At 74.7% G+C, this 25593-nt stretch carries 19 protein-coding genes and 1 pseudogene; 12 read left to right on the top strand and 8 right to left on the bottom strand.

What is annotated here, in order from left to right:
* Positions 1-6: 6 nt before the first annotated feature.
* Together ACH4F6_RS17995 and ACH4F6_RS17990 are read right to left on the bottom strand one after the other, a co-directional pair.
* Positions 7-1587, bottom strand: coding sequence for a hypothetical protein (locus ACH4F6_RS17995; protein ID WP_397961168.1), 1581 nt, complete (start codon positions 1585-1587; stop codon positions 7-9).
* Positions 1588-1639: 52 nt separating this feature from the next.
* A complete protein-coding gene (locus tag ACH4F6_RS17990; RefSeq protein ID WP_365455240.1) occupies positions 1640-1834 on the bottom strand; it encodes a hypothetical protein in 195 nt (64 codons plus the stop codon).
* A gap of 262 nt (positions 1835-2096) precedes the next feature.
* Between ACH4F6_RS17990 and ACH4F6_RS17985 the strand changes: the two genes are divergently transcribed.
* From ACH4F6_RS17985 to ACH4F6_RS17965, 5 genes and pseudogenes are all read left to right on the top strand, one after another.
* Entirely contained in the window at positions 2097-2489 is a 393-nt protein-coding gene (locus ACH4F6_RS17985; RefSeq protein ID WP_397961167.1) for an ankyrin repeat domain-containing protein, read from the top strand.
* Between the two features lie 325 nt (positions 2490-2814).
* Complete coding sequence (locus tag ACH4F6_RS17980) at positions 2815-4254, top strand: HEAT repeat domain-containing protein (RefSeq protein WP_397961166.1); 1440 nt, start codon at positions 2815-2817, stop codon at positions 4252-4254.
* Between the two features lie 170 nt (positions 4255-4424).
* Positions 4425-5552 (top strand): glycosyltransferase family 4 protein, encoded by a 1128-nt coding sequence (locus ACH4F6_RS17975; protein ID WP_397961165.1) that lies wholly within the window; start codon positions 4425-4427, stop codon positions 5550-5552.
* A pseudogene (locus ACH4F6_RS17970) lies at positions 5549-6703 on the top strand (glycosyltransferase); the annotation flags it as partial. The gene ACH4F6_RS17975 and the pseudogene ACH4F6_RS17970, both read left to right, overlap by 4 nt.
* A gap of 212 nt (positions 6704-6915) precedes the next feature.
* The gene (locus ACH4F6_RS17965; protein WP_397961164.1) at positions 6916-7887 is read left to right on the top strand and encodes an SGNH/GDSL hydrolase family protein; all 972 of its coding nucleotides are present in this window, start codon (positions 6916-6918) and stop codon (positions 7885-7887) included.
* Here the strand turns inward: ACH4F6_RS17965 and ACH4F6_RS17960 are convergent.
* The 5 genes from ACH4F6_RS17960 to ACH4F6_RS17940 are packed head-to-tail and all read right to left on the bottom strand — an operon-like array spanning position 7865 to position 12252.
* Entirely contained in the window at positions 7865-8734 is an 870-nt protein-coding gene (locus ACH4F6_RS17960; RefSeq protein WP_397961163.1) for a biotin-dependent carboxyltransferase family protein, read from the bottom strand. The two genes, ACH4F6_RS17965 and ACH4F6_RS17960, sit on opposite strands and share 23 nt — an antisense overlap.
* Entirely contained in the window at positions 8731-9348 is a 618-nt protein-coding gene (locus ACH4F6_RS17955; protein WP_397961162.1) for an allophanate hydrolase subunit 1, read from the bottom strand. The genes ACH4F6_RS17960 and ACH4F6_RS17955 overlap by 4 nt, the downstream gene beginning before the upstream one ends.
* Positions 9345-10103 (bottom strand): LamB/YcsF family protein, encoded by a 759-nt coding sequence (locus tag ACH4F6_RS17950; RefSeq protein WP_397961161.1) that lies wholly within the window; start codon positions 10101-10103, stop codon positions 9345-9347. The genes ACH4F6_RS17955 and ACH4F6_RS17950 overlap by 4 nt, the downstream gene beginning before the upstream one ends.
* A gap of 20 nt (positions 10104-10123) precedes the next feature.
* Positions 10124-10954 carry a putative hydro-lyase gene (locus ACH4F6_RS17945; protein WP_397961160.1) on the bottom strand — a complete coding sequence of 277 codons (831 nt, stop codon included), beginning with the start codon at positions 10952-10954 and terminating at the stop codon, positions 10124-10126.
* Positions 10951-12252 carry an MFS transporter gene (locus tag ACH4F6_RS17940; protein ID WP_397961159.1) on the bottom strand — a complete coding sequence of 434 codons (1302 nt, stop codon included), beginning with the start codon at positions 12250-12252 and terminating at the stop codon, positions 10951-10953. Before ACH4F6_RS17940 ends, ACH4F6_RS17945 begins: the two co-directional genes overlap by 4 nt.
* 275 nt (positions 12253-12527) lie before the next feature.
* Here ACH4F6_RS17940 and ACH4F6_RS17935 point away from each other — a divergent pair, with 275 nt between their 5' ends.
* From ACH4F6_RS17935 to ACH4F6_RS17920, 4 genes are all read left to right on the top strand, one after another.
* Positions 12528-13235, top strand: coding sequence for a GntR family transcriptional regulator (locus ACH4F6_RS17935; protein ID WP_397961158.1), 708 nt, complete (start codon positions 12528-12530; stop codon positions 13233-13235).
* A 174-nt stretch (positions 13236-13409) separates the two neighbouring features.
* Positions 13410-14936, top strand: coding sequence for a hypothetical protein (locus ACH4F6_RS17930; RefSeq protein WP_397961157.1), 1527 nt, complete (start codon positions 13410-13412; stop codon positions 14934-14936).
* A gap of 127 nt (positions 14937-15063) precedes the next feature.
* Positions 15064-15936 (top strand): hypothetical protein, encoded by an 873-nt coding sequence (locus ACH4F6_RS17925; protein ID WP_397961156.1) that lies wholly within the window; start codon positions 15064-15066, stop codon positions 15934-15936.
* A 63-nt stretch (positions 15937-15999) separates the two neighbouring features.
* Positions 16000-20619 (top strand): hypothetical protein, encoded by a 4620-nt coding sequence (locus ACH4F6_RS17920; protein ID WP_397961155.1) that lies wholly within the window; start codon positions 16000-16002, stop codon positions 20617-20619.
* 153 nt (positions 20620-20772) lie between these two features.
* Here ACH4F6_RS17920 and ACH4F6_RS17915 read toward each other — a convergent pair whose 3' ends face one another.
* Complete coding sequence (locus ACH4F6_RS17915; protein WP_397961154.1) at positions 20773-21429, bottom strand: hypothetical protein; 657 nt, start codon at positions 21427-21429, stop codon at positions 20773-20775.
* A 420-nt stretch (positions 21430-21849) separates the two neighbouring features.
* Here ACH4F6_RS17915 and ACH4F6_RS17910 point away from each other — a divergent pair, with 420 nt between their 5' ends.
* Genes ACH4F6_RS17910 through ACH4F6_RS17900 form a run of 3 tightly spaced genes read left to right on the top strand, consistent with a single transcriptional unit; the run spans position 21850 to position 25580 of the window.
* Entirely contained in the window at positions 21850-24747 is a 2898-nt protein-coding gene (locus ACH4F6_RS17910) for a nitrate- and nitrite sensing domain-containing protein (RefSeq protein WP_397961153.1), read from the top strand.
* Positions 24744-25175 carry a roadblock/LC7 domain-containing protein gene (locus ACH4F6_RS17905; RefSeq protein ID WP_397961152.1) on the top strand — a complete coding sequence of 144 codons (432 nt, stop codon included), beginning with the start codon at positions 24744-24746 and terminating at the stop codon, positions 25173-25175. Before ACH4F6_RS17910 ends, ACH4F6_RS17905 begins: the two co-directional genes overlap by 4 nt.
* 9 nt (positions 25176-25184) lie before the next feature.
* Positions 25185-25580 carry a DUF742 domain-containing protein gene (locus ACH4F6_RS17900; RefSeq protein ID WP_397961150.1) on the top strand — a complete coding sequence of 132 codons (396 nt, stop codon included), beginning with the start codon at positions 25185-25187 and terminating at the stop codon, positions 25578-25580.
* Positions 25581-25593 lie beyond the last annotated feature (13 nt).

The following is a 25593-nucleotide window of genomic DNA, read 5'->3' as shown; positions in this document are numbered from 1 at the left end:
TCCGTGTCAGTCGGTCATGAGCGAGCTCTCCGCGGCCAGGGCCTCGGCCGGCACCGGCACCGTCTCGCCGTCCGCCGGGGTCGTCCGCGGCGGCAGCAGGTCCAGCACCGCCTGCCGGTGCGCGGCGCTGGTCGCGTCGTCGTACGGATCGGGGGTCGCCGGCACCTGGAGCCGGTGCACCGGCCCGGTGCCCAGGCGGGCGTAGCCGCGCCCCGGCGGGACGTGGTCCACGGGAGCGGTGTGCGGGCGGGCGCCCAGGAGCGTCTCCAGCTGCCGCGCCGACGCGGGCCCGAGGACGACACGCGCGCGCGTGTGCTGCCGTACGGCGTCGCTCAGGGCGTCGAGGCCGTCGAACTGCTCGGCCACGACGACCGTGACGTGGGCCGCGCGACCGTGCCGGAGGGGGACCTGGAGGAAGGCCTGCGGATCCTTGCGGCCCTCCGCCTCGGCGAGGTGGCTGAACGCGGTGGGCCGGTCGAGCAGGATCCACAGGGGGCGCCTGGTGTCGTCGGGGGGCGCGTCGCCCGCCTGGCGGGCCTGGTTCGCGGCGATGAGCCGGCGCTCGGTCTCCTGCGCCGCCCACTCCAGTCCGGCCAGCGCTCCGGCCAGCCCGACCTCGACGCCCAGGACGCCGTCCCGGCCGGTCAGGCAGGCGTACTCGCCGGTGGCGCCGCCGTCGACGACGAGGATGTCGCCGTACCGGAGGGCCTGGAGGGCGAGGGAGCGGAGCAGGGTCGAGGTACCGCTGCCGGGCTGGCCGACCGCCAGCAGGTGCGGCTCGGTGGAGCGGACGCCGGTGCGCCAGACGACCGGCGGGACGTCGCGCTGTTCCGCGCCGAAGGAGAGGGGGAGCGTGCGCGGGACCCGGGAGGGGTCGGTGAACCCCAGGACCGTCTCGCCGGGCGCGGTCACGAAGCGCTGGGCGGCGATGTCGGTGGGGAGCGGGGCGAGGACCGTCAGGGTGAGGGTGTTGCCCTCCTCGTCCCATGCGAAGGAGTACTCGCGGCCGCGGCCGGACTTGGCCGTGAGCAGGTGCTCGACACGCGCGCGTGCGTCGGCCTCGCCGTCCGGGAAGTACGCGGGGTAGCGGATCTCGAGGTGCGTGATGCGGCCGGAGCCGTCGAAGTCGTGCGACGGGAAGGCCTTCTCCCACTCCCCGCCGTGGGCGTAGAGGGGAGAAGGGTCCTCCGCCGTCGAGAAGTACGGGACCAGGGCCTCGTACATCGCCTGGAGCCGCTGGGTCTGCGACTCGTCCGGGCCTTCGGGAGCCGGTGGGGTGCGGTCCCGGCCCTGCCAGGCCGCCGCCGCCATCACGGCGGTGACGGCGAGCAGCGGTCCGTACGGCACGAGGCCCACGACCAGGACCACCGTGGCCGCCAGGAACAGCAGCGGTCCGCGCTTGTCCTTGGGGGTCCCGGCCCATCTGCGCCGCCCGGCGGAGGCCAGCCGGCGCAGACCGCGGGCGATCGTGATCAGCGGGTGGAGGATGTCGGTGGCGCTGTCGGCCGCCGTCCGGGCCAGCTCCCGGCTCCGGGCGAGGTGCGCGCTGCCTGTGCTCAGGATGCGGGGGAGGGGGCGCCGGGCCACTGCTGCCTCCAGGAGGTGCGTACGGGTGGGACGGACGGCGGGACGGGCGGCGTCAGAACTTGATGCCGCCGAGGAGGCTCGCCAGGCTCTCGCCCCCGGCCTTGATGCTCGGGGCGATGGCCGTACTGGCCAGGTAGAAGCCGAACAGGGCGCAGATGCAGGCGTGCGACCCCTTCAGCCCGTCCTTGCGGAAGAAGAGGAAGACGATGATGCCGAGCAGGACCACGCCTGACATGGACAGGATCATGTGAGTTCTCCTGGTTCGGGGGGACAGTCACCATGAGTACTTCCAGGATCACAGCATGTATCTATACGATTAAAGGTGCAAATGGGTGAAATGCGGGTGTTTTCGCCCGGGTGGCGGAAGTCATGAGACCTCGCCTGAGCAGGGGAGTCGCGTCGAACGGGTCTGGTGGTGATCTTTGCCGCCGACGGGTCCCGCCATGTGCCGGGCGAGCCAGTACCCTGGCGATTCACCTGAACGGCTGCAACGAGAGGCGGTCCCGCCGATGAGCGAAGCCCCCGACCCCGAGGTCGTGGAGCTGGCGACCAAGATCTTCGATCTGGCCCGCCGGGGACAGACCGAGACGCTCGTGGCGTACGTCGACGCGGGCGTTCCGGCCAACCTCACCAACGACCGCGGCGACTGCCTGGTGATGCTCGCCGCCTACCACGGCCACGCCGAGGCGGTCCGGGCCCTGCTGGCCCGCGGCGCCGACGCCGACCGCGTCAACGACCGAGGCCAGACGCCGCTCGCCGGGGCGGCCTTCAAGGGGGAGACGGAGGTCGTCAAGGCCCTCCTGGAGGCCGGCGCCGACCCGGCCGCCGGCACCCCCTCGGCCGTCGACACGGCCCGCATGTTCGACAGGACGGAGCTGCTGGAACTGTTCGGCGAGCAGTGACGCCGACGGTCCTGAGCAGCTGAGACGGGGATTCCGGGCAGACAGGACGACGACCACGGGGGAGGCGGGACGGGGCCGCCGGAAATTTCGGTCGCGGCAGGCAGAACAGCCGGGTCATCATGACGTCGTGATTCACGGACGCGAGGGCTGGGCAGGTGTTGCCGCACCGCGCGGGCCGTGATGCGGTCCGCATGGGCCACCGACGAGAGGCAGAGGAAGATGGTCTACAACAAGCAAGAGACGGCGGGCGTCCCGACGTGTTGTCACGCGGCCAGGTAGTGCGTGTTCCCCGGTTGCGTCGACGCTTGATGTGAGGCTGTTTCCCATGTTCGATCCGGTCATAGCGCCCAGCGGTACGCTGCTCGGCCTGCTCCAGCGGGGCCGTGGCGACGGCACACTGCACGCGCTCACCGCCCCCCGTCCCGAGGCGCTCGCGGCGCTGAACCACTGTGTGCTGCGCGACCCCCGCCACGACTGGCAGGTGGAGAACCGCTCCCTCTACTACGCCCGCCTCTACCTCGACCTGCACGGCGAGCTGGACGAGATCGAGGCGCACCTCTTCGACGTCGAGGACGCCTTCGACACCGACGAGTCCCGCACGGGCCTGGCCCTGGCCGTCCTGGGCCACCTCGCCTCCTACGGCAGGCGGGACGCGCTCGAGCTGCTGCGCAGGTACGCGGCCTCGGGCTCCAACTGGGCCTGGGCCCTCGACGAGCTCGCCCTGCGGGACGACGACGCCGGCCTGCGCGCCCTGGCCGCGCCCGTGCTGGCGCGGTTCGCCACCGACGCCGAGGGCGAGACCGAGCTGGCCGTCGCCGTGCGGGACGCGTTCGAGCCACGGCCCTGGCGGCTGTGGGCCGAGGATCCCCGCGAGTACGTCTCCACCCGCGTGCGTGCCGCCCAGGAAGCCGGCTGCTTCGACCGCTGGCAACGGCAGATGAGTCCCACCGGTCCCCGCCCCGGCTGGAGCGTGCAGGCCGTCTTCGAGTGGGCCCAGCAGGGCGTCGAACGAGGCGCCGCGCTCCATGTCCCCGCCGCCCGCTGCCTCACCGCCGTGGCCGGGCCCGAGGACCGGCCGCAGATCGTGCGGGCGGCCGAGGACGGCACCGAGGGAGCCCGGTGCACGGCCCTGCGCTACCTCGCCGACCACAACGACCCCGACGTCTTCGACCTGGTCGAACAGGCCGTGGCCACCGGCTCCGCGGCCGTCGTGGAGGCCGCCGTCGACGCCTTCGAGCGCATGTGCGGCGTCGCCGCCGTCGACCGCGCCCGCGGCTGGGCCCGCCGGCCCGACGCCCTCGGAGCCGCCGCGGGCCGCATGCTCGCCTGCCGGGGCGGCACCCGCGACAGCGACCTGGTGCTCAACGCCCTGCGCGAAGCCGTACGCGGCGAAGGCTGCGACGCGCCGACCCTGTGGACCCTGGTCGACGGCGCCGGACGCCTCGGCATCGTCTGCGCGGCACCCGTCCTGCGTCACATCTACCGCGAGACCGCCTCGTCCCACCTGCGCGGACGCTGCGCCCGCGCACTCGCCGCCACCGACCCCTCCTTCGCCACCGGCTTCGCCGTCGAGTGCCTGTGGGACTGCGAGGAGGCCACCCGCGAGATCGCCGCCCGGCACGCCGAGACCGGTGACGCCCGCGTCGTCGAACGGCTGCGCCGGCTCGCCGCCGACCCGGCCGAGGAGGCGGAGGTCCAGACGGCCGTGCGCAGCCGCATCGGGACCGCGGGAGCCGGCGACGCCTCGGACGCTGCCACGAGGTGATCACCCGGGCACAGGCTCGTCCGCCGGGTGAACGCAGGACGACCCGCGGGCCGGACGGAGGTGGACGCCGTCCGACCCGCGGGGGTGCGCAGCCCATCGCTCATGGGACGTTCCTCGTCCGGACAGATCCACTTTGACGCGGCCACGTCCAGCGCGGCGACAACACCGGTATGCGTGTCGTCATCGTGACCGAGTCCTTTCCCCCCGACGTGAACGGCGTGGCCCACTGCGCGCTCCAGACCGCACGACACCTGGTGGACCGCGGTCACCTCCCGCTCGTCGTCGCGCCAGCCACCGCGGCCGGCGGTGGGCCGGACGCCCAGGCGCCGTGCCCCGTCGTCCGTGTCCCCTCCCTCCCGCTCCCGGGCTACCCCCAGGTCCGCGTCGCCCTCCCCAGCCGACGCGTCGCCGCGGCCCTCGCCGCCCACCGGGCCGACGTGGTCCACCTGGCCGGCCCCTTCGTCCTCGGCGTCCGCGGCATGGCGGCCGCCGCCCGGCTCGGCATCCCCGCCGTCGCCGTCTACCAGACCGACCTGGCCGGATACGCCCGCACCTACGTGGGCGCCGGCGAGACCGCGGCCTGGCGGCGGATACGGTCCGTGCACGCCGCCGCCGACCTCACCCTCGCCCCCTCCAGCGCGGCCCTGCACGACCTGGAGACGCACGGCGTCCCCCGGGTCAGGCTGTGGGCGCGCGGCGTGGACACCGTCCGCTTCCGCCCCGACCGCCACGACGAGGCCCTGCGCCGCGCCCTCGCCCCGAACGGCGAGGTGATCGTCGGCTACGTCGGGCGGCTCGCTCCCGAGAAGCAGGTCGAGCTGCTGGCCGGGGTGTGCGGCCTGGAGGGCGTGCGGGTCGTGGTCGTGGGCGACGGGCCCAGCCGGCCGGGGCTCGCCGCGGCACTGCCCGGCGCGGTCTTCCTGGGGCGGCGCACCGGCGACGACCTCGCCCGCATCGTCGCCTCGCTGGACGTCTTCGCGCACACCGGCCCCTTCGAGACGTTCTGCCAGACCGTGCAGGAAGCCATGGCCGGCGGTGTGCCGGTCGTCGCGCCCGCCGCGGGCGGACCGCTGGACCTGGTCGCCCACGGGCGCACCGGGCTGCTCGTCCCGCCGCGCGACGCCGACGCCGTGCGCGACGCCGTGCGCGCCCTCGTCGCCGACCCCGCGCTGCGCAGCGCCTACGGGGCCGCCGGCCGGGCCACGGTGGAGGGGCGCACCTGGGCCGCCGTCGGCGACCAGCTGATCGGCCACTACACGGACGTGCTCGCCGCGCGCCGTCCGCTGGTGGCGGCATGAGCGCGCGATCCGGCGGACCGCTGCGGATCGTCCGGCTCGCCAACTTCGTCGCCCCCGCCTCGGGCGGGCTGCGCACGGCACTGCGCGAGCTGGGCAGGGGGTACCGCGCCGCCGGCCACGACGCGGTCCTGATCGTGCCCGGCGGGCGGGCGAGCGACCGCGAGACCGAGCAGGGCCGGGTGATCACCCTGCCCGGGCCGTCGCTGCCCGGCACCGGCGGCTACCGCGTCCTCACCGACAAGCGGCGCGTCGCCCGCCTGCTGGAGGACCTCGCGCCCGACCGCCTCGAGGTCTCCGACCGCACCACGCTGCGGTGGACCGGCAAGTGGGCGCGACGGGCCCGGGTGCCCGCCGTGATGGTCTCCCACGAGACGGCCGACGGCGTGCTGCGCACCTGGGGCGTGCCGGAAGGAGCGGCGCGCCGGGCCGCCGACGCGCTCAACGTCCGTACGGCGCACACCTACGCGCGCGTGGTGTGCACCACCGGGTTCGCCGAGCGGGAGTTCGTGCGGATCGGCGCGCGGAACGTGGTGCGGGCGCCGCTCGGCGTCGACCTGGTCGAACGGCGTCCCGCGTTGCGGGACGCCGGGCTGCGGGCCCGGTACGCGCGCGCGGACGAGGCGCTGCTCGTCACCTGCACCCGGCTGTCCGTCGAGAAGCGTCCCGGTACGGCGCTGGACGCGGTGGAGGCACTGGTGCGGCGCGGCACGCGCGCCGTGCTGGTCGTGGCCGGGGACGGACCGCTGAGGGGACGGCTGGAACAGCGGGCGCGGGGGCGCGGGCTGCCGGTCACCTTCCTGGGGCACGTCTCCGACCGAGGGGTTCTCGGCGCGCTGCAGGCGTCCGCGGACGTGTGTCTGGCACCAGGGCCCGCGGAGACGTTCGGGCTGGCCGCGCTCGAGGCGATGGCGTGCGGGACGCCGGTGGTGGTGAGCTCCTCGTCCGCGCTGCCCGAGGTGATCGGGGCCGCGGGGGCCGTCGCGGCCGACAGCGGGGAGGCCTTCGCCGACGCGGTGGAGACGCTCTTGGAACGGCCGGAGGGGGAGCGGCGCGAAGGGGCGCGCGCTCGTGCGGAGTGCTTCGGGTGGGGGACGGCGGTGGAGGCGTTCCTCATGGCGCACGACGCGACGGTGCCGTGCCGTTCCGGTGCGAGTCGGGGGACGGTGCCGACTCGTTCCGGCGGGAGCGGGGGGACGGCGCCGTCCCGTTCCGGCGGTGGTGAGGGGACGGTGTCGTCCCGTCCGGGCGGCGAGGGGAGGACGGGACCGTCCCGTCCTGGCGCGGGCGACGCGACGGATCCGTTCCGTCCCGACGAGCACGGCGCGACGGATCCGTTCCGTCCTCCCGTGCCTGGAGGGCTGGGATGAGACCTGTCCGCTTCGTGGCCCTCGGGGACTCGCTCACCGAGGGCGTCGGGGATCCCGTGGGCGACGGGTGGCGCGGCTGGGCCGCGCTGCTCGCCGCCGGACTCTCCGGGGAGTCCGGGGAAGCCGTCGAGTTCACCAACCTCGCGGTCAGCGGGGCGCAGACCCGGGACGTCCTGGAACGACAGCTGCGGGCCGGGCTGGAGCTGCGGCCCGACATCGTCTCCGTCGTGATCGGCGTCAACGACACGCTGCGCCGCACCTTCGACGTCCGCGCCGTCGCCGCCCGGCTCGACACGGTCTACGGCTCCTTCGCCGAACAGGGCGCGGTGCTGCTGACCGCGTGCCTGCCCGACCCGGGAAGGACGCTGGGGCTGCCCGCAGCCCTCGCCCGGCCGCTCGCGCGGCGGCAGCGCGCGGTCGACACCGTCGTGCACGCGCTCTCCGACCGGTACGGGGCGGTCCATCTGCACGCGTCCGAGGGCGCGTGGCTGACGGACCGCGCGATGTGGAGCGTGGACCGGCTCCACCCCGGGGAGCGGGGGCACCGGCAGTTCGCGGTGCGCTTCCACGCGCTGCTGGCCGCGGCCGGCTTCGCGACCGGGCCCGCGCCCTCGCCCGAGCCCGAGTCCCCGGCTCCCACCAGGTCGGCCGGCCTGTGGTGGCTGGCGACGGCGGGCACCGGCTGGGTGGCCCGGCGGTGCACCGACCTGCTGCCGCAACTGCTCGTGCTGGCCGCCGACGAGGCGCGGCACCGCGCGCGGGGCACGAGCGCTCGCCTCGACCTGCGGGCCGCCGCGGCGGTGTCGGCCGCGCTGGCCGCGCTGTCTGCGCCGGAGCGGCGGGCGGACGAGGCACAGGGCGGCGGGCGGCTGCCGCGGCCCGCCGTCGCACCGCCGTCCGCGCGCGCCGCGGCGGCCGGCCCGGTTCCTCGTACCGGGACGCGGCTCAGCGGCGGCGTACGGCCGTGAAGCGGATCGGTGTCCCCGGTACCGCCTGTGCGGCGGACGGGAGGTCGGCCGGACGGACCACGCCGATCACCGGATAGCCCCCGGTGGTCGGGTGGTCGGCCAGGAACACGACCGGCCTGCCGTCCGGGGGCACCTGGACCGCTCCCAGCACCATGCCCTCGCTGGGGAGTTCCCCGGGACGCGCCCGCTCCAGGGCGGGGCCTTCCGTCCGCAGGCCGATGCGGTTGCTCGCGGGCGACACCCGGTACGCGCGTGAGGTCAACGTGCGGACCGCCTCCGGCGTGAACCAGTCGTCGCGCGGGCCCGGGGTCACCCGGAGGACCAGCTCCGCCGGGGGTGCCGGCTGCGCGGCGACGTCCACGCGCGCGGGTGGGCCGTGGACGTCCCCCAGGGGCAGCACCGTGCCGTCGGCGAGCGGCGCCGGACCGAGGCCGGAGAGCAGGTCCGTGGAACGGCTGCCGAGGACGGGTTCGACGGCGATGCCTCCGGACACGGCGACGTAACTGCGCACTCCGCGGACCGCTGCCCCGATGTCCAGCAGCGCGCCCGCGGGCACCCGCACGGGTCCGCCCCAGGCGGCCGGTCGGCCGTCGACCGTGACCGCGCAGGGTGCGCCGCCGACGGCCACCACGACGGCCGAACGGGGGCGCACCGCACAGCCGGTGAGCGTCGTCTCCAGAACGGCCGCGGTGACCGGGTTGCCGACCAGCCGGTTGACGAGCGCCGCGGCGGGCACGTCCAGGGCGCCGGAGCGCGGCACGCCGAGGTGGGCGTGCCCGGGCCGGCCGCCGTCCTGCACGGTGGTGAGCGCGCCGGCGCGGACGACGGCGAGTGCGCGGTCGCTCATGCGGCGCTCTCCGGGACGAAGCGCACGCGCGTGCCGGGGGTCAGCAGCGCCGCCGGCACGCGCGCGTGGTCCCACAGCACCGCGTCCGTGGTGCCGATCAGCTGCCAGCCACCGGGCGACGAGCGCGGGTACACCCCCGTGTAGGGGCCCGCCAGAGCGACCGCGCCGGCGGGGACGGCCGTGCGCGGAGTGGCCCGGCGCGGGACGTCGTAGCGCGGCGGCAGCCCCGTGAGGTAGCCGAAACCGGGGGCGAAGCCGCAGAAGGCGACGCGGAACTCGGTGGCCGCGTGGACCCGGGCCACCTCCCGCTCCCGGACGCCCCAGTGCGCGGCGACGTCCGCGAGGTCGGGACCGTCGTAGCGCACCGGCAGCTCGATCACCTCGTGCGTGTGCGGCGGAACGGGCGGGATGTCGGCGGCGGTGAGCGCGGAAGCCCAGCGGACGGGATCGTCCAGGCCGTCGAGGAGGACCGTGCGCGCCGCCGGGACGATCTCGCGGACGGACAGCGAGCCCTCCATGCGGCGCCGCAGCAGCTCGGCGTGCAGGGCCTGGGCCTGCTCGCCCGAGTCCACCTCGACGAGCAGGGCGTCCTCGCCGACGGGCAGCGCCCTCATGCGAAGGCCTCCACCCGCACGCCCGACTCCTCCAGGCGCCGGCGGACCCGCCGGGCCAGCTCGACCGCGCCGGGCGTGTCGCCGTGCAGACAGAGGGAACGCGCGCGTACCTCGATGCGCGCGCCCGAGTGGGTGACGACCGTGCCCGACCGGGCCAGGCCCACCGACCGTTCGACGACGGCGTCCGGATCGGTGACGACGGCGCCGGCCTGTGCGCGCGGGACGAGCGTGCCCTGCTCGGTGTAGGCGCGGTCCGCGAACGCCTCCGTGACGGCCGGCAGGCCCGCCTTCGCGGCCACCTCCAGCAGGCGCGAGCCGGGCAGCCCGAGCACCGGCAGCGCGGCGTCGGCGAGGAGCACGCCGTCGACCACCGCGCCGGCCTGCTCCTCGTCGCGCACGACCCGGTTGTAGAGCGCGCCGTGCGGTTTGACGTACGCCACGCGTGCGCCCGCCGCCCGCGCGAAGACCTCCAGCGCGCCGATCTGGTACGCCACCTCGGCGGCCAGTTCGGCGGGCGGCACGTCCATGGCGCGCCGCCCGAACCCCGCGAGGTCGCGGTAGGAGACCTGCGCGCCGATGGTCACGCCCCGCTCGGCCGCCAGCTCGCACACCTGCCGCATGGTGGCCGCGTCCCCCGCGTGGAAGCCGCAGGCCACGTTGGCGCTGGTGACGACGGACAGGAGCTGCTCGTCGTCGGTCAGCCGCCAGCGGCCGAAGCCCTCGCCGAGGTCGGCGTTCAGATCGATCGCGGTCATGGATCCTTCGTGTCTCCTTCTCAGGCCACGCGGTACTGCTCGTCGCGGGCGTCGGTGAGGAACATCCGTCCCGGGGCGTGGGTGAGGGCGAACGGCGGGCGCGAGGCCGCCACCGCTGCCTGCGGGGTCACCCCGCAGGCCCAGAACACCGGGATGTCGTCGGGTTCGGCGTCCACCGGATCGCCGAAGTCCGGGCGGCCGAGGTCGTCGATGCCCAGACCCGACGGATCGCCGCAGTGTACGGGGCCGCCGTGCACCGCCGGCAGCAGACTGCTCTCCCGGATCGCCGCCGCCAGGTGCTCCGGCGGCACCGGACGCATGGACACCACCATCGGTCCGTGCAGGCGCCCGGCGGGACGGCACTCACGGTCCGTCACGTACATCGGGACGTTGCGCCCCTGCTCGACGTGGCGGATCGGGACGCCCGCCTCCGACAACGCCCACTCGAAGGTGAAGCTGCACCCGAGCAGGAACGTCACCAGGTCCTCGCGCCAGTACGCCCGCACGTCCGTCGGCTCGTCCACCAGCGCGCCGTCCTCCCACACCCGGTAGCGCGGCAGGTCGGTCCGCAGGTCGGCGCCCTCGGCCAGCACGGTCGTCCAGGACCCGGCGTCGGTGACGTCGAGGACCGGACACGGCTTCGGGTTGCGCTGGCAGAACAGGAGCATGTCGTACGCCCAGTCCGCGGGCACCGAGATCAGGTTGGCCTGCGTGTGGCCCGCGGCGACCCCGGCGGTGGGGCCCGTCAGCCCCTCGCGGATGCGGGAGCGGGCGGTTCTCGGGCTCCACGCGTGCGCGTGCCCGTCGACGACGGTCAGGGGACGGTCTTCCGTGAAGGCCGGACGAGTCACTCGAGTTCCTTCCCGCGGGTCTCCGGCAGCCCCAGCAGTGCCAGGGCCGCGATTCCGTAGCCGACCGCGCCGAAGGCCAGCGCACCGCCCACGCCCCAGCTGTCGGCGAGGAAGCCGACCGTGGTGGGGAAGACGGCGCCGACCGCGCGCCCGGTGTTGTACGTGAAGCCCTGGCCCGTGCCGCGCACGGCTGTCGGGTACAGCTCGCTCAGGAAGGAACCGAAGCCGCTGAAGATCGCCGACATGCAGAACCCGAGGGGGAAGCCCAGCACGAGCAGCAGGGTGTCCGCGCCGCTCGGGATGTTCGCGTACGCCAGGATGCAGACCGCCGACAGCAGGGCGAACAGCCAGATGTTGCGACGGCGGCCCAGGCGGTCGGTGAGGTGGCCGCCGGTCAGGTAGCCGAGGAAGGCGCCGGAGATCAGGAACGTCAGGTAGCCGCCCGTGGAGACCACCGACAGCCCGCGTTCCGTCTTGAGGTACGTCGGCACCCACGTGGCCAGCGTGTAGTAGCCGCCCTGGACGCCGGTGGAGAGCAGGCCCGCGAAGACCGTCGTGCGCAGCAGACGGCCCCGGAAGATCGCCCGGAACGACCCCTTGCCGGCGCTCTGTTCGCGCGCCGCCACCGCGGTCGGCGCGTCCTGCACACGCCGCCGCATCCAGACCACGAGCAGCGCGGGCAGCGCACCGGTCCAGAACATCACGCGCCAGGCCACGTCGTCGCCGAAGACGGAGAAGACCAGCGTGTAGACGACCGCCGCCAGCCCCCAGCCGACGGCCCACGAGCTCTGGATCGCGCCGAGGGTGCGGCCCCGGTGCCGCGCGCTCGCGTACTCGGCGACCAGGATCGCGCCGACCGCCCACTCGCCGCCGAAGCCGAGGCCCTGAAGGGAACGGAAGAGCAGCAGCGTCTCGTAGGTCGGCGCGAAGCCGCAGGCGACGGTGAAGACGGCGTACGTGATCACCGTGATCATCAGGGCCCGGACCCGGCCGATCCGGTCCGCCAGGACGCCGGCGACGGCGCCGCCGACCGCGGACGCGACGAGCGTGACGGTCGTGAACAGGCCGGTCCGGCCGCTGTCCAGGCCGAAGTACGCCGTGAGCGCGACCATGCTCAGCGGCAGGGTGAAGTAGTCGTAGGAGTCGAGCGCGTAGCCGCCGAACGCGCCGGCGAACGCGCGCCGTCCGCGCGGGCCGAGGGCGCGCAGCCAGCCGAACGCGCCGTCGTCGACGGCGGGTCCGGCGGCCGGGGAGCGAACGTCGGTGGGCCGGGTCCGCGGTGGGGGAGTCGTGCTCATGGGGCACCTCGCTGAGGGATGACGGAGGGTGCGGGGACTGAGCCGTGCCGTGCGGAGGTCGTGCCGGGGTGAGCCGTGCCGTGCGGAGGAGAGCCGTGCCGGGCCGAGCGGGTCGTGCCGTTCCGGAGCCGTGCCGGGGGAGGGGCCTGTCGTGCGCGAGCGGTGACGCCGCGGTGGGGACGGGGCGGTGCCGTGCGCAGCAAGGTAGAGAATCGTTGAACGATCCTTCAATACCCCTGTTGTCTCGCCCCCGTGCCTGCGGTTGAATTCCGGGCATGGCGGAGCAGCTGGCGGGACTTGCCGACGACCGGGCCCTCCTGGGCCGCACCAGCACGGCCAAGCGGGTCTCGGACATCCTCAGGAGCCGTATCGCCGAGGGGTACTTCCCGCCGGGCACCCGGCTGTCGGAGGACAGCATCGGCGGGGCGCTCGGCGTCTCCCGCAACACGCTGCGCGAGGCGTTCCGGCTGCTCACCCACGAGCGTCTGCTCGTCCACGAACTCAACCGGGGGGTGTTCGTACGGGTCCTGACCGTCGAGGACGTCGAGGACATCTACCGCACGCGCGCGCTCGTCGAGTGCGCCGTCGTGCGCGGGCTCGGAGAACCGCCGTACCCGCTCGACCGGCTCGCCGAGGCCGTGGACGAGGGGCGGCGGGCGGCTCGCGAAGATGACTGGAAAGGGCTGGGTACGGCCAACATCCACTTCCACCGGGAACTGGTCGCCCTCGCGGGCAGCGAGCGCACCGACGAGCTCATGCGCAGCGTCTTCGCCGAGCTGCGGCTCGCCTTCCACGTCGTCGACGACCCGCGCCGGCTGCACGAGCCCTACCTCGTCCGCAACCGGCAGATCCTCCGGGCGCTCCAGGCGGGGAACAGGGCGGAAGCGGAGGAACTGCTCACCGTGTACCTGGACGACTCCCTGGAGCGGGTGGTCGAGGTGTACCGGCGGCGGGTCGGGGAGGACGCGGCCGGCGTCGGCTGACCCGGGGCCCGCCAGGGCGCGGGACGGTGACATCCGCGACTCGGCCGGGAGGCCGCGACCGGCCGCGGACGCGCACGGAGCCCGCAGGGCGGGCCCGGACCCCCGGTTCCGCCCGGACGGAGCCGATCGGCGTCGTTTGGGTGGTTGTCAGACCGAGGACCTAGTCTGTGCACCGTGACTTCGCCTGCACCGACGGACCGTGTTCCGCCCCAGCTCAGCGCGGGGCCGCGCCCCGCTCCGGGCCCGGCCGCCGACGAGGGACTGGCGCGGCGGCTGCGTGCGCTCGCCTGCACCGCACCCCTCCACGACCTCGACGCGCGCAAGGCCAACCTCGCCGGTGAGTACTCGGTGTACGGCATGGCGGAGATCGCCCTCGCCGCCATCGACCTCGTCACCCTGAACATGGACTTCGACACCGGCGCCGACCACGACCAGATCGTGGCCCGCCTCGTCCCGCGCATCGCCGCGCAGGCCCCCCGGCGGCCCGCCGAGGAACACGAACGCGTGGCCCGCTGGGTCCTGGAGAACCTGATCAACGTCGGCAGCGTCGACCGCGGCTTCCGCGCCGTGTACGGCACGTTCGCGCCGGACGGCACCTACGTGCGCCGCGACTACGACTTCAAGCTGGTCGAGGAGGTTCCCGGGTACGGCGGCGCGGTCTACCTCCGGACGACGGACGAGGCCGTCAACGTCCTGGTCGGAGCCCTCGACACCGACGTCACCAGTGCGCAGATCGCCGCCGAGGTCAAGCTGGAGGTCCTCATCCGCCGCGGCCGTCTCGCCGACGCCCAGCTCGCCGCCGAGCAAGCCCGCTACCGCACCGTGCAGTACTCCGAGACGCTGCGCCGCGCCCTGGAGGCCACCCGGCGCAACGTCCGCGCGGTGGACTGGCTCAACGCCGTGCCCGACATGATCGCCGAGGCCCTCGACCACGTGGCGGACCGCTACCGCCACGAGAACGCGATCCTCACCAACATCCGCAGGGCGCGCGACGAGATCGAGGACCCGGAGAACAAGCGGCGGGCCGCCGAGCTCGTCGACATAGTCAAGGACTGCATCCGGCGGCACACACAGCTCCAGGCGAGGCTGCTGGAGGCGGGCCCGCTGTTCCGGGCCGAGCAGGACCGGCAGGCCTTCGCGACCCCCATGACCACCTCCGGGACGGACCTGTACGGGCACCTCTTCGCGCCGGTGCTGCCGTTGCCGCTGGAGCGGGCCGTCCGGGTCACCGACGCCTTCTTCGCCCGCGGAACCGGCCTGCGCACGCCGGTGTCCGTGCGGGTCGGCGACCTCGTCGACCTCCTGCTGACGCCGCCGGTGGAGCGGGAGCACCTCGGGGCGGAGATGCCGGAGCCCGATCTCATCGCCACGCCGGACGACAGCCGGTTCAGCGAGGAACAGCTGGCCGCGGCGAGGCGGCTGCTGGACCTGCCCGCGGACGCGCCCCGCAGACTGTCGGGACTGCTGGCCGAGGCCCGGCGGACCGACCCCGACCTGCCGTACCTCGTCGCGCTGCTGGCGGTGCACGCGGCCAGTCCCGCGGTGGGGACCGCGTACCGCCAGGGCGAGGAGAAGCTGCTGTTCGCCGTGGACGACGGCACCGAGCTGGACGACCCGGAGTTCGGCGGCGCCGACCTCATCGTCGGTACGGCACTGCTGGACGCGGCGGGGATGGCCGCGGACCGGACGGAGGCCGCGTGATGCCGTCCCGCGGCCGCGACCGCGTGGTGGCCGACGCCGGCCACGCGCGGGGGCCGCACCCCGCACCGCCCGCCGCCCCCGGGGCGGCGCCGCCCGCCCACGTTCCGAGGACCGAGGAGTTGCAGCCGTGACCGAGCACGTCGACCGGAGTGAACCGGAGGCCCCCGCCCCCTCGGCGCACGCCGCCGTCACCCCCGCCGACGCCGCCGACGCGGCGCGGCTCGTCGCGTTCGGGCTGCAGCCCAGACTGCAGCCCGCGCGCGACCAGGAGTACGCGGAGCTGCTGCGGCGGTACCGCGAGGACCCGGCCTTCGCACGGCTCACCGACGCCGTCGCGGCCGGCCTCGGCCTGGTGGTGCTGGAGGTGTCCCCGCGCGCGGGCATGGCCGTGACCGCCGCCGAGGACTCGGTGTTCGCCGTGCGCATGGGCGACTACGCGCGGCGTACCTCCGCCGACTCGGGCGACCGCTTCCTGCACGGGCTGGCCCACCTCGCCGTCGCCGCGATGGCCTTCCCGCGGCCCGAGGACCTGGCCGACGACGGGTACATCGGCCGGGTCAGCGTCAACGGCGTCGACTCCTTCGTGCGCCAGGCCTGCCACCGGCTGGAGGAGCGCGCGCAGGAGCAGGGCGAGAACACCGACCCGGCCAGCGACGCCCCCGGCCTGGAGGCCGCATGGCGGGTCTGGGCCAGACGCAGCGCCACCGGCGCCACCAAGGACGCGCGCAGACTGGCCGGTTCGACGACCGGCATCGTCGGCAAGGCCGTCGCGTTCCTCACCGACTCCGGATTCCTCCAGCGCACCGGCGACGACAACGGCGGGACCTACCGGACCACGGCCCGCTACCAGCTGCAGGTACGGGACATGGCGGGCAGCGCCGCCCTGGCCGAGCTGCTCGAACTGGGCGTCGTCCCGGTCACCGACGGCACGCCGACCCTGCTGCCCGCCGACGAGTCGGACGAGCTCGTGGCCGACGCCGGGCTGCCGTTCCACTCCTGAGGCCTGCCGAGCTCCCCGAGCTCCTGATCCACCGCACCTTCCGAAGACTTACGAGAGTCCGCCATGTACGAGCTGTCCCGGGTCCGCCTCTACTCCATCGGGCCCGCCGGTGCGCGCTACGCCGACACCGTGCTTGACCTGCGGGGCGTGGGTGACGTCGTGCCCGACCCCGCCCCCGCGCAGGCGGAGTTCTTCGAGGAGGAGCCCGTCGGCCCGCCGCGCAGGCCCGCGCCCGCCGGCGTCCTCTTCCTGGAGAACGGCGGTGGCAAGTCGGTCCTGCTCAAGCTGATCTTCTCCGTGATGCTGCCGGGCCACCGCAACACGTTGGGCGGCGCCAGCTCCGGCGTGCTGCGCAAGTTCCTGCTGGCCGACGACTGCGGCCACGTCGCCCTGGAGTGGCAGCACGTCCTGACCGGCGAGTGCGTGGTCGTCGGCAAGGTGAGCGAGTGGCGCGGACGTCAGGTGTCCAACGACCCCCGGAAGTTCGCGGAGGCCTGGTACTCGTTCCGGCCCGGGCCCGGACTGGCCCTCGACAACCTCCCCGTCGCCGAGTCCACCGCCGTACGCCCGCCCGTCGAGGGGCAGTCGGGGGCGCAGGGACGGCGGCGCACCATGAAGGGGTTCCGCGACGCCCTCACCGACGCCGGCAAGGCGTATCCGCACCTGGAGGTGCACTGGGAGGAGATCCACGACCGGTGGATCGAGCACCTCGGAGACCTGGGTCTCGACCCCGAACTCTTCCGCTACCAGCGCGAGATGAACGCCGATGAGGGCGAGGCCGCCGGCCTCTTCGCGGTCAAGAAGGACTCCGACTTCACCGACCTGCTGCTGCGCGCGGTGACCGACACGCGGGACACCGACGGGCTCGCCGACCTCGTCAGCGGCTTCGGCAACAAGCTGGGCCGGCGCGCCGAACTGATGGCGGAACGGGACTTCACCGCCGGGTCGGTGGACCTGCTCGGACGGATCGTGGAGGCCGCGGACGCACGGACCCGCGCGCGGGACATCCACGCCGGCGCCGAGCGGCGCACCCGCACCCTGGCCCGGCGGCTGTCCGCGCGGGGCGTCCAGGAACGGGCGCGCGCCGCGGACCTCGCCCAGCGCGTCACGGCCGCCGCCTACGCCGTCACCCACTGCGAGAGCGCACGCGAACGCAGTGCGCTGATCGCCGCCGAACTCGCCTTCCGGCACGCGTCCCTGGCGCTCACCGCCGCCGAGAAGTCCGCCGCCGCGCAGAAGCGGGAGCTCGCCGACGCGCGCACCCTGCACTCCGCCTGGCAGGCCGCCGAAGCCGTGCTGCGGCACCGCGCCGCCGCCGACCGGGTCGCGCGCGTGTCCGCCGCCATCCAGGAGGCCGAGCGGGACGCCGCCCCGGCCCTCGCGGCCCGCGCCAAGGCCGCCGTCGACCTCGTCCGGGCCCTGCACGCGGCCGCCGAGAGCGCCGAGACCCTCGCCAACGAGGAGGAGGCGCGTTCCGCCGTCCTCCAGGAGGCCGGCGAGTCCGCGTACCGGGACTCCACCTCCGCCGCCACCGAGGCGCAGCGCGCCCGCAGCGAGGCCGGACACCTGCGCCAGCGCCTCACCGAGGTCGAGCAGGAGACCGCCGAGGCCGTCCGCGCCGGCTGGCTCGACGACAGCGCACCCGACGCCGACCCCGCCCGCGCCGCCCTCGCCGCCAGCGACGCCGAGAAGACCGCCGTCGCCGCCTGGGACACCGCCCGCGAGGCCTCGCGGGCGGCCACCGAGCACGCGCGCGAGGCGGCCTCCACCGAGTCCCGCGCCGAGCTGACCGCGGCCCGCGCCGCCGACGCGGCGACGGCCGCGCAACGGTCGTACGAGGCCGAACGGCGCATCGCCGAGGCGCTGGCCGGTGAGGAACGGCTGGCGGAACTGCTCGGTCTGACCGGCGGCCCCGGGCCCCGGACCATCCCGCGGCCGCGCCAGGACGGCGACGTCCACGACGCGCCGCTGATGACTCCCGAGGACCTGGACCGCTACGCCGACGAGCTGCGCGAACTCCTCGACGGCACCGTCTCCTCCGCCGAACGCCAGCTGTTCGACCTGCGGACGGCCGCCGCCGACGACTCCCGCATCCTCGGCGCGCTCGGCGACGGCGGCCTGCTGCCGCCCGGGCCCGACGTGCTCGCCACCGTCGAGTTCCTCGGCGAGAACGGCATCCCCGCGCTGCCCGGCTGGCGCTACCTCGCGCAGGCCGTCGACCCCGCCGACCACGCGCGCGTGCTCGCCGCCCGCCCGGAACTGGTCGACGGCGTGATCATCACCGACCCGGACTCGCACGCCCGCGCGCGTGAGGCGCTCGGCGACGCCGCCCTGCTGCCCCGTTCGGCCGTGGCGGTCGGCACGGCCGCCGCGCTGCTCGCCCCGACCCCGGCGCCCGACGCCGGCCGTCACCAGGACGTGTTCCTCGTGCCGCCGAACCCGGCCATGCACGACGAGCACGCCGCCGACGAGGAGCGGCAGGCGCTGCGCGCGCGGGCCACGGAGCGCGACGAGGAGATCCGGCGCCTCGCGGCCCGGCTCGGCAAGGACCGGGAGCTCGCGGCCCGGCTCGCCTCCTGGCGCACGGGCTGTCCGGCGGGACGGCTGCTCGAACTGGCGGAGGCCGCCCGGGAGGCGCGCGCCTTCGCCGAGGAGTCCGAGGCCGAGCTGACCGAGGCGCGGACCGTGCGCGCGGAGGCCGACGAGGCCGCCGCCGAGGCCGCGCAGGTGCGCGACGAGCGGCAGGAGGCCGCGCAGAAGGCCCGGCGTGCCGCCGACGCCCTCGCCGGGCTCGCCTTCCGGCTGCGTGAGCGCGCCGGCTGGCAGGTCAAGCTGCGGGAACTCGCCGACGAGGCCGCCGAGTCCGAGGCCCGGGCCCAGGCCTGCCTCGAGCGGGCCCGCGCCGCCGACGAGGACCGCCGTGCCGCCCAGCGCGCCGCCGACGACGCCCGTCGCACCGCGCGTGCGCTGCGCGCCGAGCGCTCCGAGATCGCCGGCGCCCCCGACGACGTACCGGAGGACGACTCCGGCGCCCCCGAGGCCTCGTTGCCCGCCCTGCGTGAGGCCTACCGGGCCGCCTCGCAGGTGTACGAGAAGGTCGGCGTGGGCGCCGATCTGCGGGCCGAGCAGGCACGGGCGGAGAGCGACGAGAGCGCGGCACGCGCCGAACTGGACCGGCTCAGCAACAAGGTCCGCACGCGTGCGGAGCAACTGCTGCAGTCGCCCGACGGCTCCGACGGACCGTCCCGGCAGGCCGCCGCCGCGCGCGCGGAGGAGCTGGTGCAGCTCCTGGAGACCCGGATGTCCACCGCCAGCGAGCAGCTCGGCCGGCTGCGCGGCGAGGCCGAGCGGCACGCTCCCGAGGACGGCGAGGCCCACACCGACCTGCCCGGGGAACTCGTCCCCCGTGACGCCGAGCACGCGCAGGCGCTGCTGCGTACCGCCACCGCCGAACTCGCCTCCCGCACCGAGGCGCTGAGCCAGGCTCGTGAGGCACACGCCGAACTGCTGGAGGCCCACCGGGCCGCCGAGGACGCGGCCGGCGGCTTCGACGAGATCGCCGCCATGCTGCGGGACCTGCTGCGTGAGCACACGCCCGAGGAGGAGCAGGACCAGCCGGATCCCTACCCCGGTACGCCGGAGGAGGCCCGTCAGTCCGCCGCCGAGGCCCGCCGGTCGCTGCGCGGCTGCGCCGCCGACCTGTCCGCGGCCGAGGCCGCCGTCCGCGAGGCGAGCGACGTCCTCGTGCGGCACGCCAACTCCACCCGCTACGAGCAGGTCCGCACCCCCGCCCGGCAGCAGATCCGCGAGCTGCCCGCCGCCGCGCTGCCCGAGCACGCCCAGAAGTGGGCCGACGCCTTCGCGCCCCGCCTCCGCGTCCTCACCGACGAGCTGGCGCAGCTCGAACGCAACCGCGACTCGATCGTGGACCGCCTCAGGGGACTCGTGGAGTCGGCGCTGGCGACCCTGCGGTCCGCCCAGCGCCTGTCCCGCCTGCCCGAGGGGCTCGGCGAGTGGTCCGGGCAGGAGTTCCTGCGGATCCGCTTCGACGAGCCCGACCAGGCCACCCTCATCGAGCGGCTCGGCGAGGTCATCGACGAGGCGACCCGCGCGGCGGTGAAGAAGAACTCCGACCTGCGGCGCGACGGAATGTCCCTGCTGCTGCGGGGCGTGGCCGCCGCGCTCCAGCCCAAGGGCGTCGCCGTGGAGATCCTCAAGCCGGACGCCGTCCTGCGCGCGGAGCGGGTGCCCGTGGGGCAGATGGGCGACGTGTTCTCCGGCGGCCAGCTGCTCACCGCCGCCATCGCCCTGTACTGCACGATGGCGGCCCTGCGGAGCAACGACCGGGGACGCGACAAGCACCGTCACGCGGGCACGCTGTTCCTCGACAACCCCATCGGCCGCGCCAACGCGACCTATCTGCTGGAACTCCAGCGGGCGGTCTCGGACGCCCTCGGCGTCCAGCTCCTGTACACCACCGGCCTGTTCGACACGACGGCGCTGGCGGAGTTCCCGCTGGTCATCCGACTGCGCAACGACGCCGACCTGCGGGCGGGCCTGAAGTACATCAGCGTGGAGGAACACCTGCGTCCGGGGCTGCCGCAGGCCTCCGCCGGGGAAGCGGCCCACAGCGAGATCACGGCCACACGGATGTTCAAGCGCCCGGCGCCGAGCGCGCCGTAGCGAGGAGGCGGCGGACCGGCGCGTCGGCGGACCGGCGCGTCGATCCGTCGACGGCGCGGCGCGCGACCGCGGACGGCCGCGCCTGCGCGCCCGGAGTGAAGGCGCCTGACGACGCGCGAGCGCAGACGCGCTCCCGCACTCAGGAGATGTGCCTCAGGAGTGGGACAGCTGCCCGGCGCCGCTGCCCTGACGGCGTATCCGCTGCTGGGCCCGCTCGGTGGCCCGCGCCTGACGGTGCGCGCGCCGCCGCTCGCGCCGCAGCGCACGCGCCGTGCTGCTCGGAGCGGACACGACGCCGTGCCGCTGGTTCCACACCTGCCGGGTCACCCAGACGTCCAGGGCGCCCCACGTGGCCACCACCGTGCTGACCACGCTGCTGATCACCATGGGGAAGGCCAGCCAGGAACCGGCCAGTGTGCACAGGAAGGCCACCATGGCCTGAAGCAGCGTCACCGCGATGATGAGCACCGCGCGCACCGCCGCGGTACGGACCGGGTCGGGAAGCCGACGCCGGCGAGCGGGCTCCTCCACCCACAGCGGCCGAGGAGCCGCCCGTCCCTCGTCCGCGGAGGCGTCCGCGTCACCGCGCCGGCGCGTGACGGCTCGCCCGCTGCCCTCGGGTGCGCCGACGGCGACGCCCGCGGCCTCGGGGACCCCGCGCCCGTTCGTCCCCCCGCGCTTCTCCGCCGGAGTGTCACGGTCCGGCGCTTCGGGTATCCCTCGTGCCTGGTGTGCCCCGGGCTCCCGCAGTGCCGTACCGCGCGCCGTCGTACCGCCCTCGGGCGCTTCGCGCCGCTCCGCCGTGCCCATCAACGTGTCACTCCCCACCGCCGGCCGACCGCTCGTCTCCGGCTCGAAGAACCGGATTCCCTCTGGCTGCCCGGCTTGCGCTCTTTTACGCCGCCCCGGTGCGTCATGCGGCTCCTGTGGCCGATTCCGCCCCCCGTTCCCGATGAGTAGGACGCACAACGCGCCGGGAAGATTCCCTCCTTCCGAAAAAATCTGGCCAACTCGACCACGAAGTCGAGGCGGTGAGGCACCGTCCGCGAGCGCGGTTCGAGGGAGGCAATCTCCCGCAATGGCCGGACAACTCCCCGCGTATCGACGCTGATCCGGACGGTGCACTTCCGGACGCCTCTTCGAGTTGTCTTTGTGTCAGTAGTAGGCTCGCGACGTTTGTTGACGCACATGCGTGCCCCCGTCCGGTGGGGGTTCGAGCGGGGGGAGTCCATGCGCTTTCGCGGGAAGTCGATCCGCTGGAAGATCGTGGCGCTGCTCCTCGTGCCGCTGGTGTCCCTGACCGCCATCTGGGGCTTCGCCACCGTCATCACGGGTCGAGAGGCGAACCGCCTGTTCACCGTGTCGCACCTCGTGGAGAAGGTCGGCTATCCCGTCGAGGACACCGTCCGGGTCGTCCAGCAGGAACGCCGTCAGACCCTCGTCTACCTCGCCGACCCCCGTGCCTCGGACGCGCTCTCCGCGCTGCGCCGCACCCGGAGCGCCACGGACGAGACCCTCGCGGAGATCCGTACGAACGCCATGGACGCCGACGTACGCGATGTGCTCGACGAGGACGACGACGAGGGCCTGGTCGCGGTGCTCGACGCGTTCGACGGCCTCGACTCGCTGCGCCGCGGCGTCGAGGAGGGGACCGTCACCCGGGTGCAGGCCCTGGACCTCTACAACCGGCTGATCGAGCCCTGTTACACCCTCCTGGCCAAGCTCGACGTCGTCGACAGCGTCGAGATGGACAAGCAGTACCGGGCCCTCGTCAGCGTCGCCCGCGCCCGCGAACTGCTCTCCCGGGAGGACGCCCTGCTCGGCTCCGCCCTGGTCGTGGGCCGCCTCAGCCGCGAGGAGATACGCGAGGTCTCCGACCTGGAGGCACAGCGGCAGGTGATCTATGACATCAGCCTCGCCCAACTGCCCGTCGTGGAACGCGAACGCTACGAGAGCTTCTGGAAGAACGCCACCACCGCTCCCCTGCGCACGGCCGAGCAGGCCGTCGTCTCCACCACCCCCGGCGAGATGCCCCGGGGCGTCACCGCACGGACCTGGGACACCGCGGCCGCGAACGTCCTCGACGAACTCGGCGCCCTCGACGAGCAGGCGAACGACCGCTACCAGGACCGCGTGCGTCCGGTGGCGATCGAGGTCATCGTCAAGGCGGTCGTCGCCGGGGTCTTCGGACTGATCGCCCTGCTCGTCTCCCTCGTCCTGTCCGTGCGCATCGGCCGCCGCCTCATCCGCGACCTGCGCCAACTGCGCCTGGAGGCCCACGAGGCCTCCGACGTCCGGCTGCCCAGCGTGATGCGCCGCCTCTCCGCGGGCGAACAGGTCGACGTCGAGACGGAGGTCCCGCACCTCGCATACGACAAGAACGAGATCGGCGAGGTCGGCCAGGCCCTCAACACCCTCCAGCGCGCCGCCGTCGAAGCCGCCGTCAAACAGGCCGAGCTGCGCGCCGGCGTCTCCGAAGTCTTCGTCAACCTCGCCCGCCGCAGCCAGGTGCTGCTGCACAAGCAGCTCACCCTGCTCGACACCATGGAGCGCCGCACCGACGACACGGAGGAGCTCGCCGACCTCTTCCGGCTCGATCACCTCACCACCCGCATGCGCCGGCACGCCGAAGGCCTGGTGATCCTCTCCGGCGCGGCTCCCTCGCGGCAGTGGCGCAAGCCCATCCAGCTCATGGACATCGTGCGTGCCGCGGTCGCCGAGGTGGAGGACTACGAACGCATCGAGGTCCGCCGGCTGCCCCGCGTCGCCGTCACCGGTCCGGCCGTCGCCGACCTCACCCACCTCGTGGCCGAACTCCTGGAGAACGCCACGGTGTTCTCCCCGCCGCACACCGCCGTCCACGTCCTGGGCGAACGGGTCGCCAACGGGTTCACCCTGGAGATCCACGACCGAGGCCTCGGCATGGCGCCCGAAGCGCTCCTCGAGGCCAACCTCCGGCTCGCCGAGACCCCGGAGTTCGAACTGTCCGACACCGACCGGCTCGGGCTGTTCGTGGTCAGCCGGCTCGCCCAGCGGCAGAACGTCCGCGTCTCCTTGCAGCCTTCCCCGTACGGGGGCACGACCGCCGTCATCTTCATCCCCGACGCGCTGCTCACCGACGACGTGCCCGACACCAACGGCATCGGCTTCCGCCTCGACCGCCCCCGGCCCCCCAAGGAGGGGGAGCCCCCGGAGACCCGCAGGTCCGCGCACTCCCAGGCCCCCGTGCCCCTTCCCGGAGTCCCCGCGGCGCTGCTGGACGGCCCGGTCGAGCTGGAAGCCCCCGTCGATCTGGACGCCCTCGACGACTTCCCGGCCGTCCTGGACGACGAGGACGGCGAGCGCGGCGGTCTGTTCCGCCCGCGCCGCTCCCTCACCCGCGCGCAGGACGAGCCGGCCGCCGGCGCCGTCGAACCGTATCGCCGGCTGCCCGACCGCCGGGGCGCACCGGACCGAGCCACCCCCGGCGATCAGGCCGCTCCCGTGCCGCTGCCGAGCCGCCGTACGCCCAAACTGGTCAGCTCCCACGGCCGCCCCGTGACCGACCAGCGACCCCGCCGCGCGGAGGCGGCCGAGGACTCCTCGTCGCGTCCCGGGCCACGGCGGGCGCAGGACGACTCGCCGGCGCCCCTGCCGTCGCGGCACCGCGGCGCCACGGCCCACATCCCGCGCAGCACCGCTGCCGAACACCTCGGCCGAGGCGCCGACGAGCCGTCGCAGCCACCCGCTCTTCCCCGGCGGTCCCGGCAGGCCGCAGCGCTGTCGAGCGGCCCGGACCAGCCGAACGAGGGCCCGGGCACCGCACACCACCGCCCCTCGGACGCCGCGCCGGGCAGCCCCGGGGACACCACCCGCACACCGGGATCCGCGCCTCATGACCCCGGCTCCGGCACCACCCCGCTGCCCCGGCGCGTGCGCCAGGCGAACCTGGCCCCGCAACTGCGGCAGGGCCCGGCGCCGCGCACCGAGGCCCGCACGGACCCGGCCGACCGGGACGCCGACGAAGTACGCAGCCGCATGTCCTCGCTCCAGCGCGGCTGGCAGCGCGGCCGCGAAGAGAACGCCGCGGGCGAAGACGCCCACAGCGGCACAGCACCACAAGGAACGACTAAGGGGGACGGTCGATGACCGCACCGAAGGCGACCGGCCGCACGACCGGCAACGGCGAACTCAACTGGCTCCTCGACGAACTCGTCGGTCGCGTCGCCAGCATCCGCAAAGCCGTCGTGCTCTCCGGCGACGGCCTGCCGACGGGGGTGTCCAAGGACCTGACCAGGGAGGACGGCGAGCACCTGGCGGCCGTCGCGTCCGGCTTCCACAGCCTCGCCAAGGGCGTCGGACGTCACTTCGAGGCCGGCAGCGTCCGGCAGACCGTCGTCGAGCTCGACGAGGCCTTCCTGTTCGTCACCGCCGCCGGCGACGGCAGCTGCCTCGCCGTCCTCGCGGACGCCGACTCGGACGTCGGACTCGTGGCGTACGAGATGACCCTTCTGGTGAAGCGGGTCGGCCCGCATCTGGCCACCGCTCCGCGCACCGATCTCCCCTCCGGTGGGTAGTGGGATGGCATGAGCACAGACGGTCAGGCAGGAAGCCACTGGTTCGACGACGAGGCCGGGCCGGTCGTCCGTCCGTACGCCATGACGCGTGGCCGCACCTCCAGTGCGGTCCAGCACCGCCTCGACCTGATCGCGGTGGTCGTCACCGAGCCCCACGCGGACGACCCGGACACCGACCCCTCGCTGTCCCCCGAACACGTGGACATCGTGGACCTGTGCCGGGACGCCCCGCAGTCGGTCGCCGAACTCGCCGCCGAGCTCGATCTGCCGGTCGGGGTGGTCCGGGTCCTCGTCGGGGATCTCGTCCACGCGGAATTCGTCCATGTGAACCGGCCCGTACCCCCGGCCGAACTGCCGGACGAGAGTATCCTGCGCGACGTGATCAACGGCCTCCGGGCGCTGTGAGCAGCGCGGAATC

Source organism: Streptomyces sp. NPDC017936 (assembly GCF_044328485.1).
Lineage (GTDB): Bacteria > Actinomycetota > Actinomycetes > Streptomycetales > Streptomycetaceae > Streptomyces.
The sequence above is the reverse complement of the archived record's forward strand: the minus strand, read 5'-3'. Positions and strand labels throughout refer to the sequence as shown.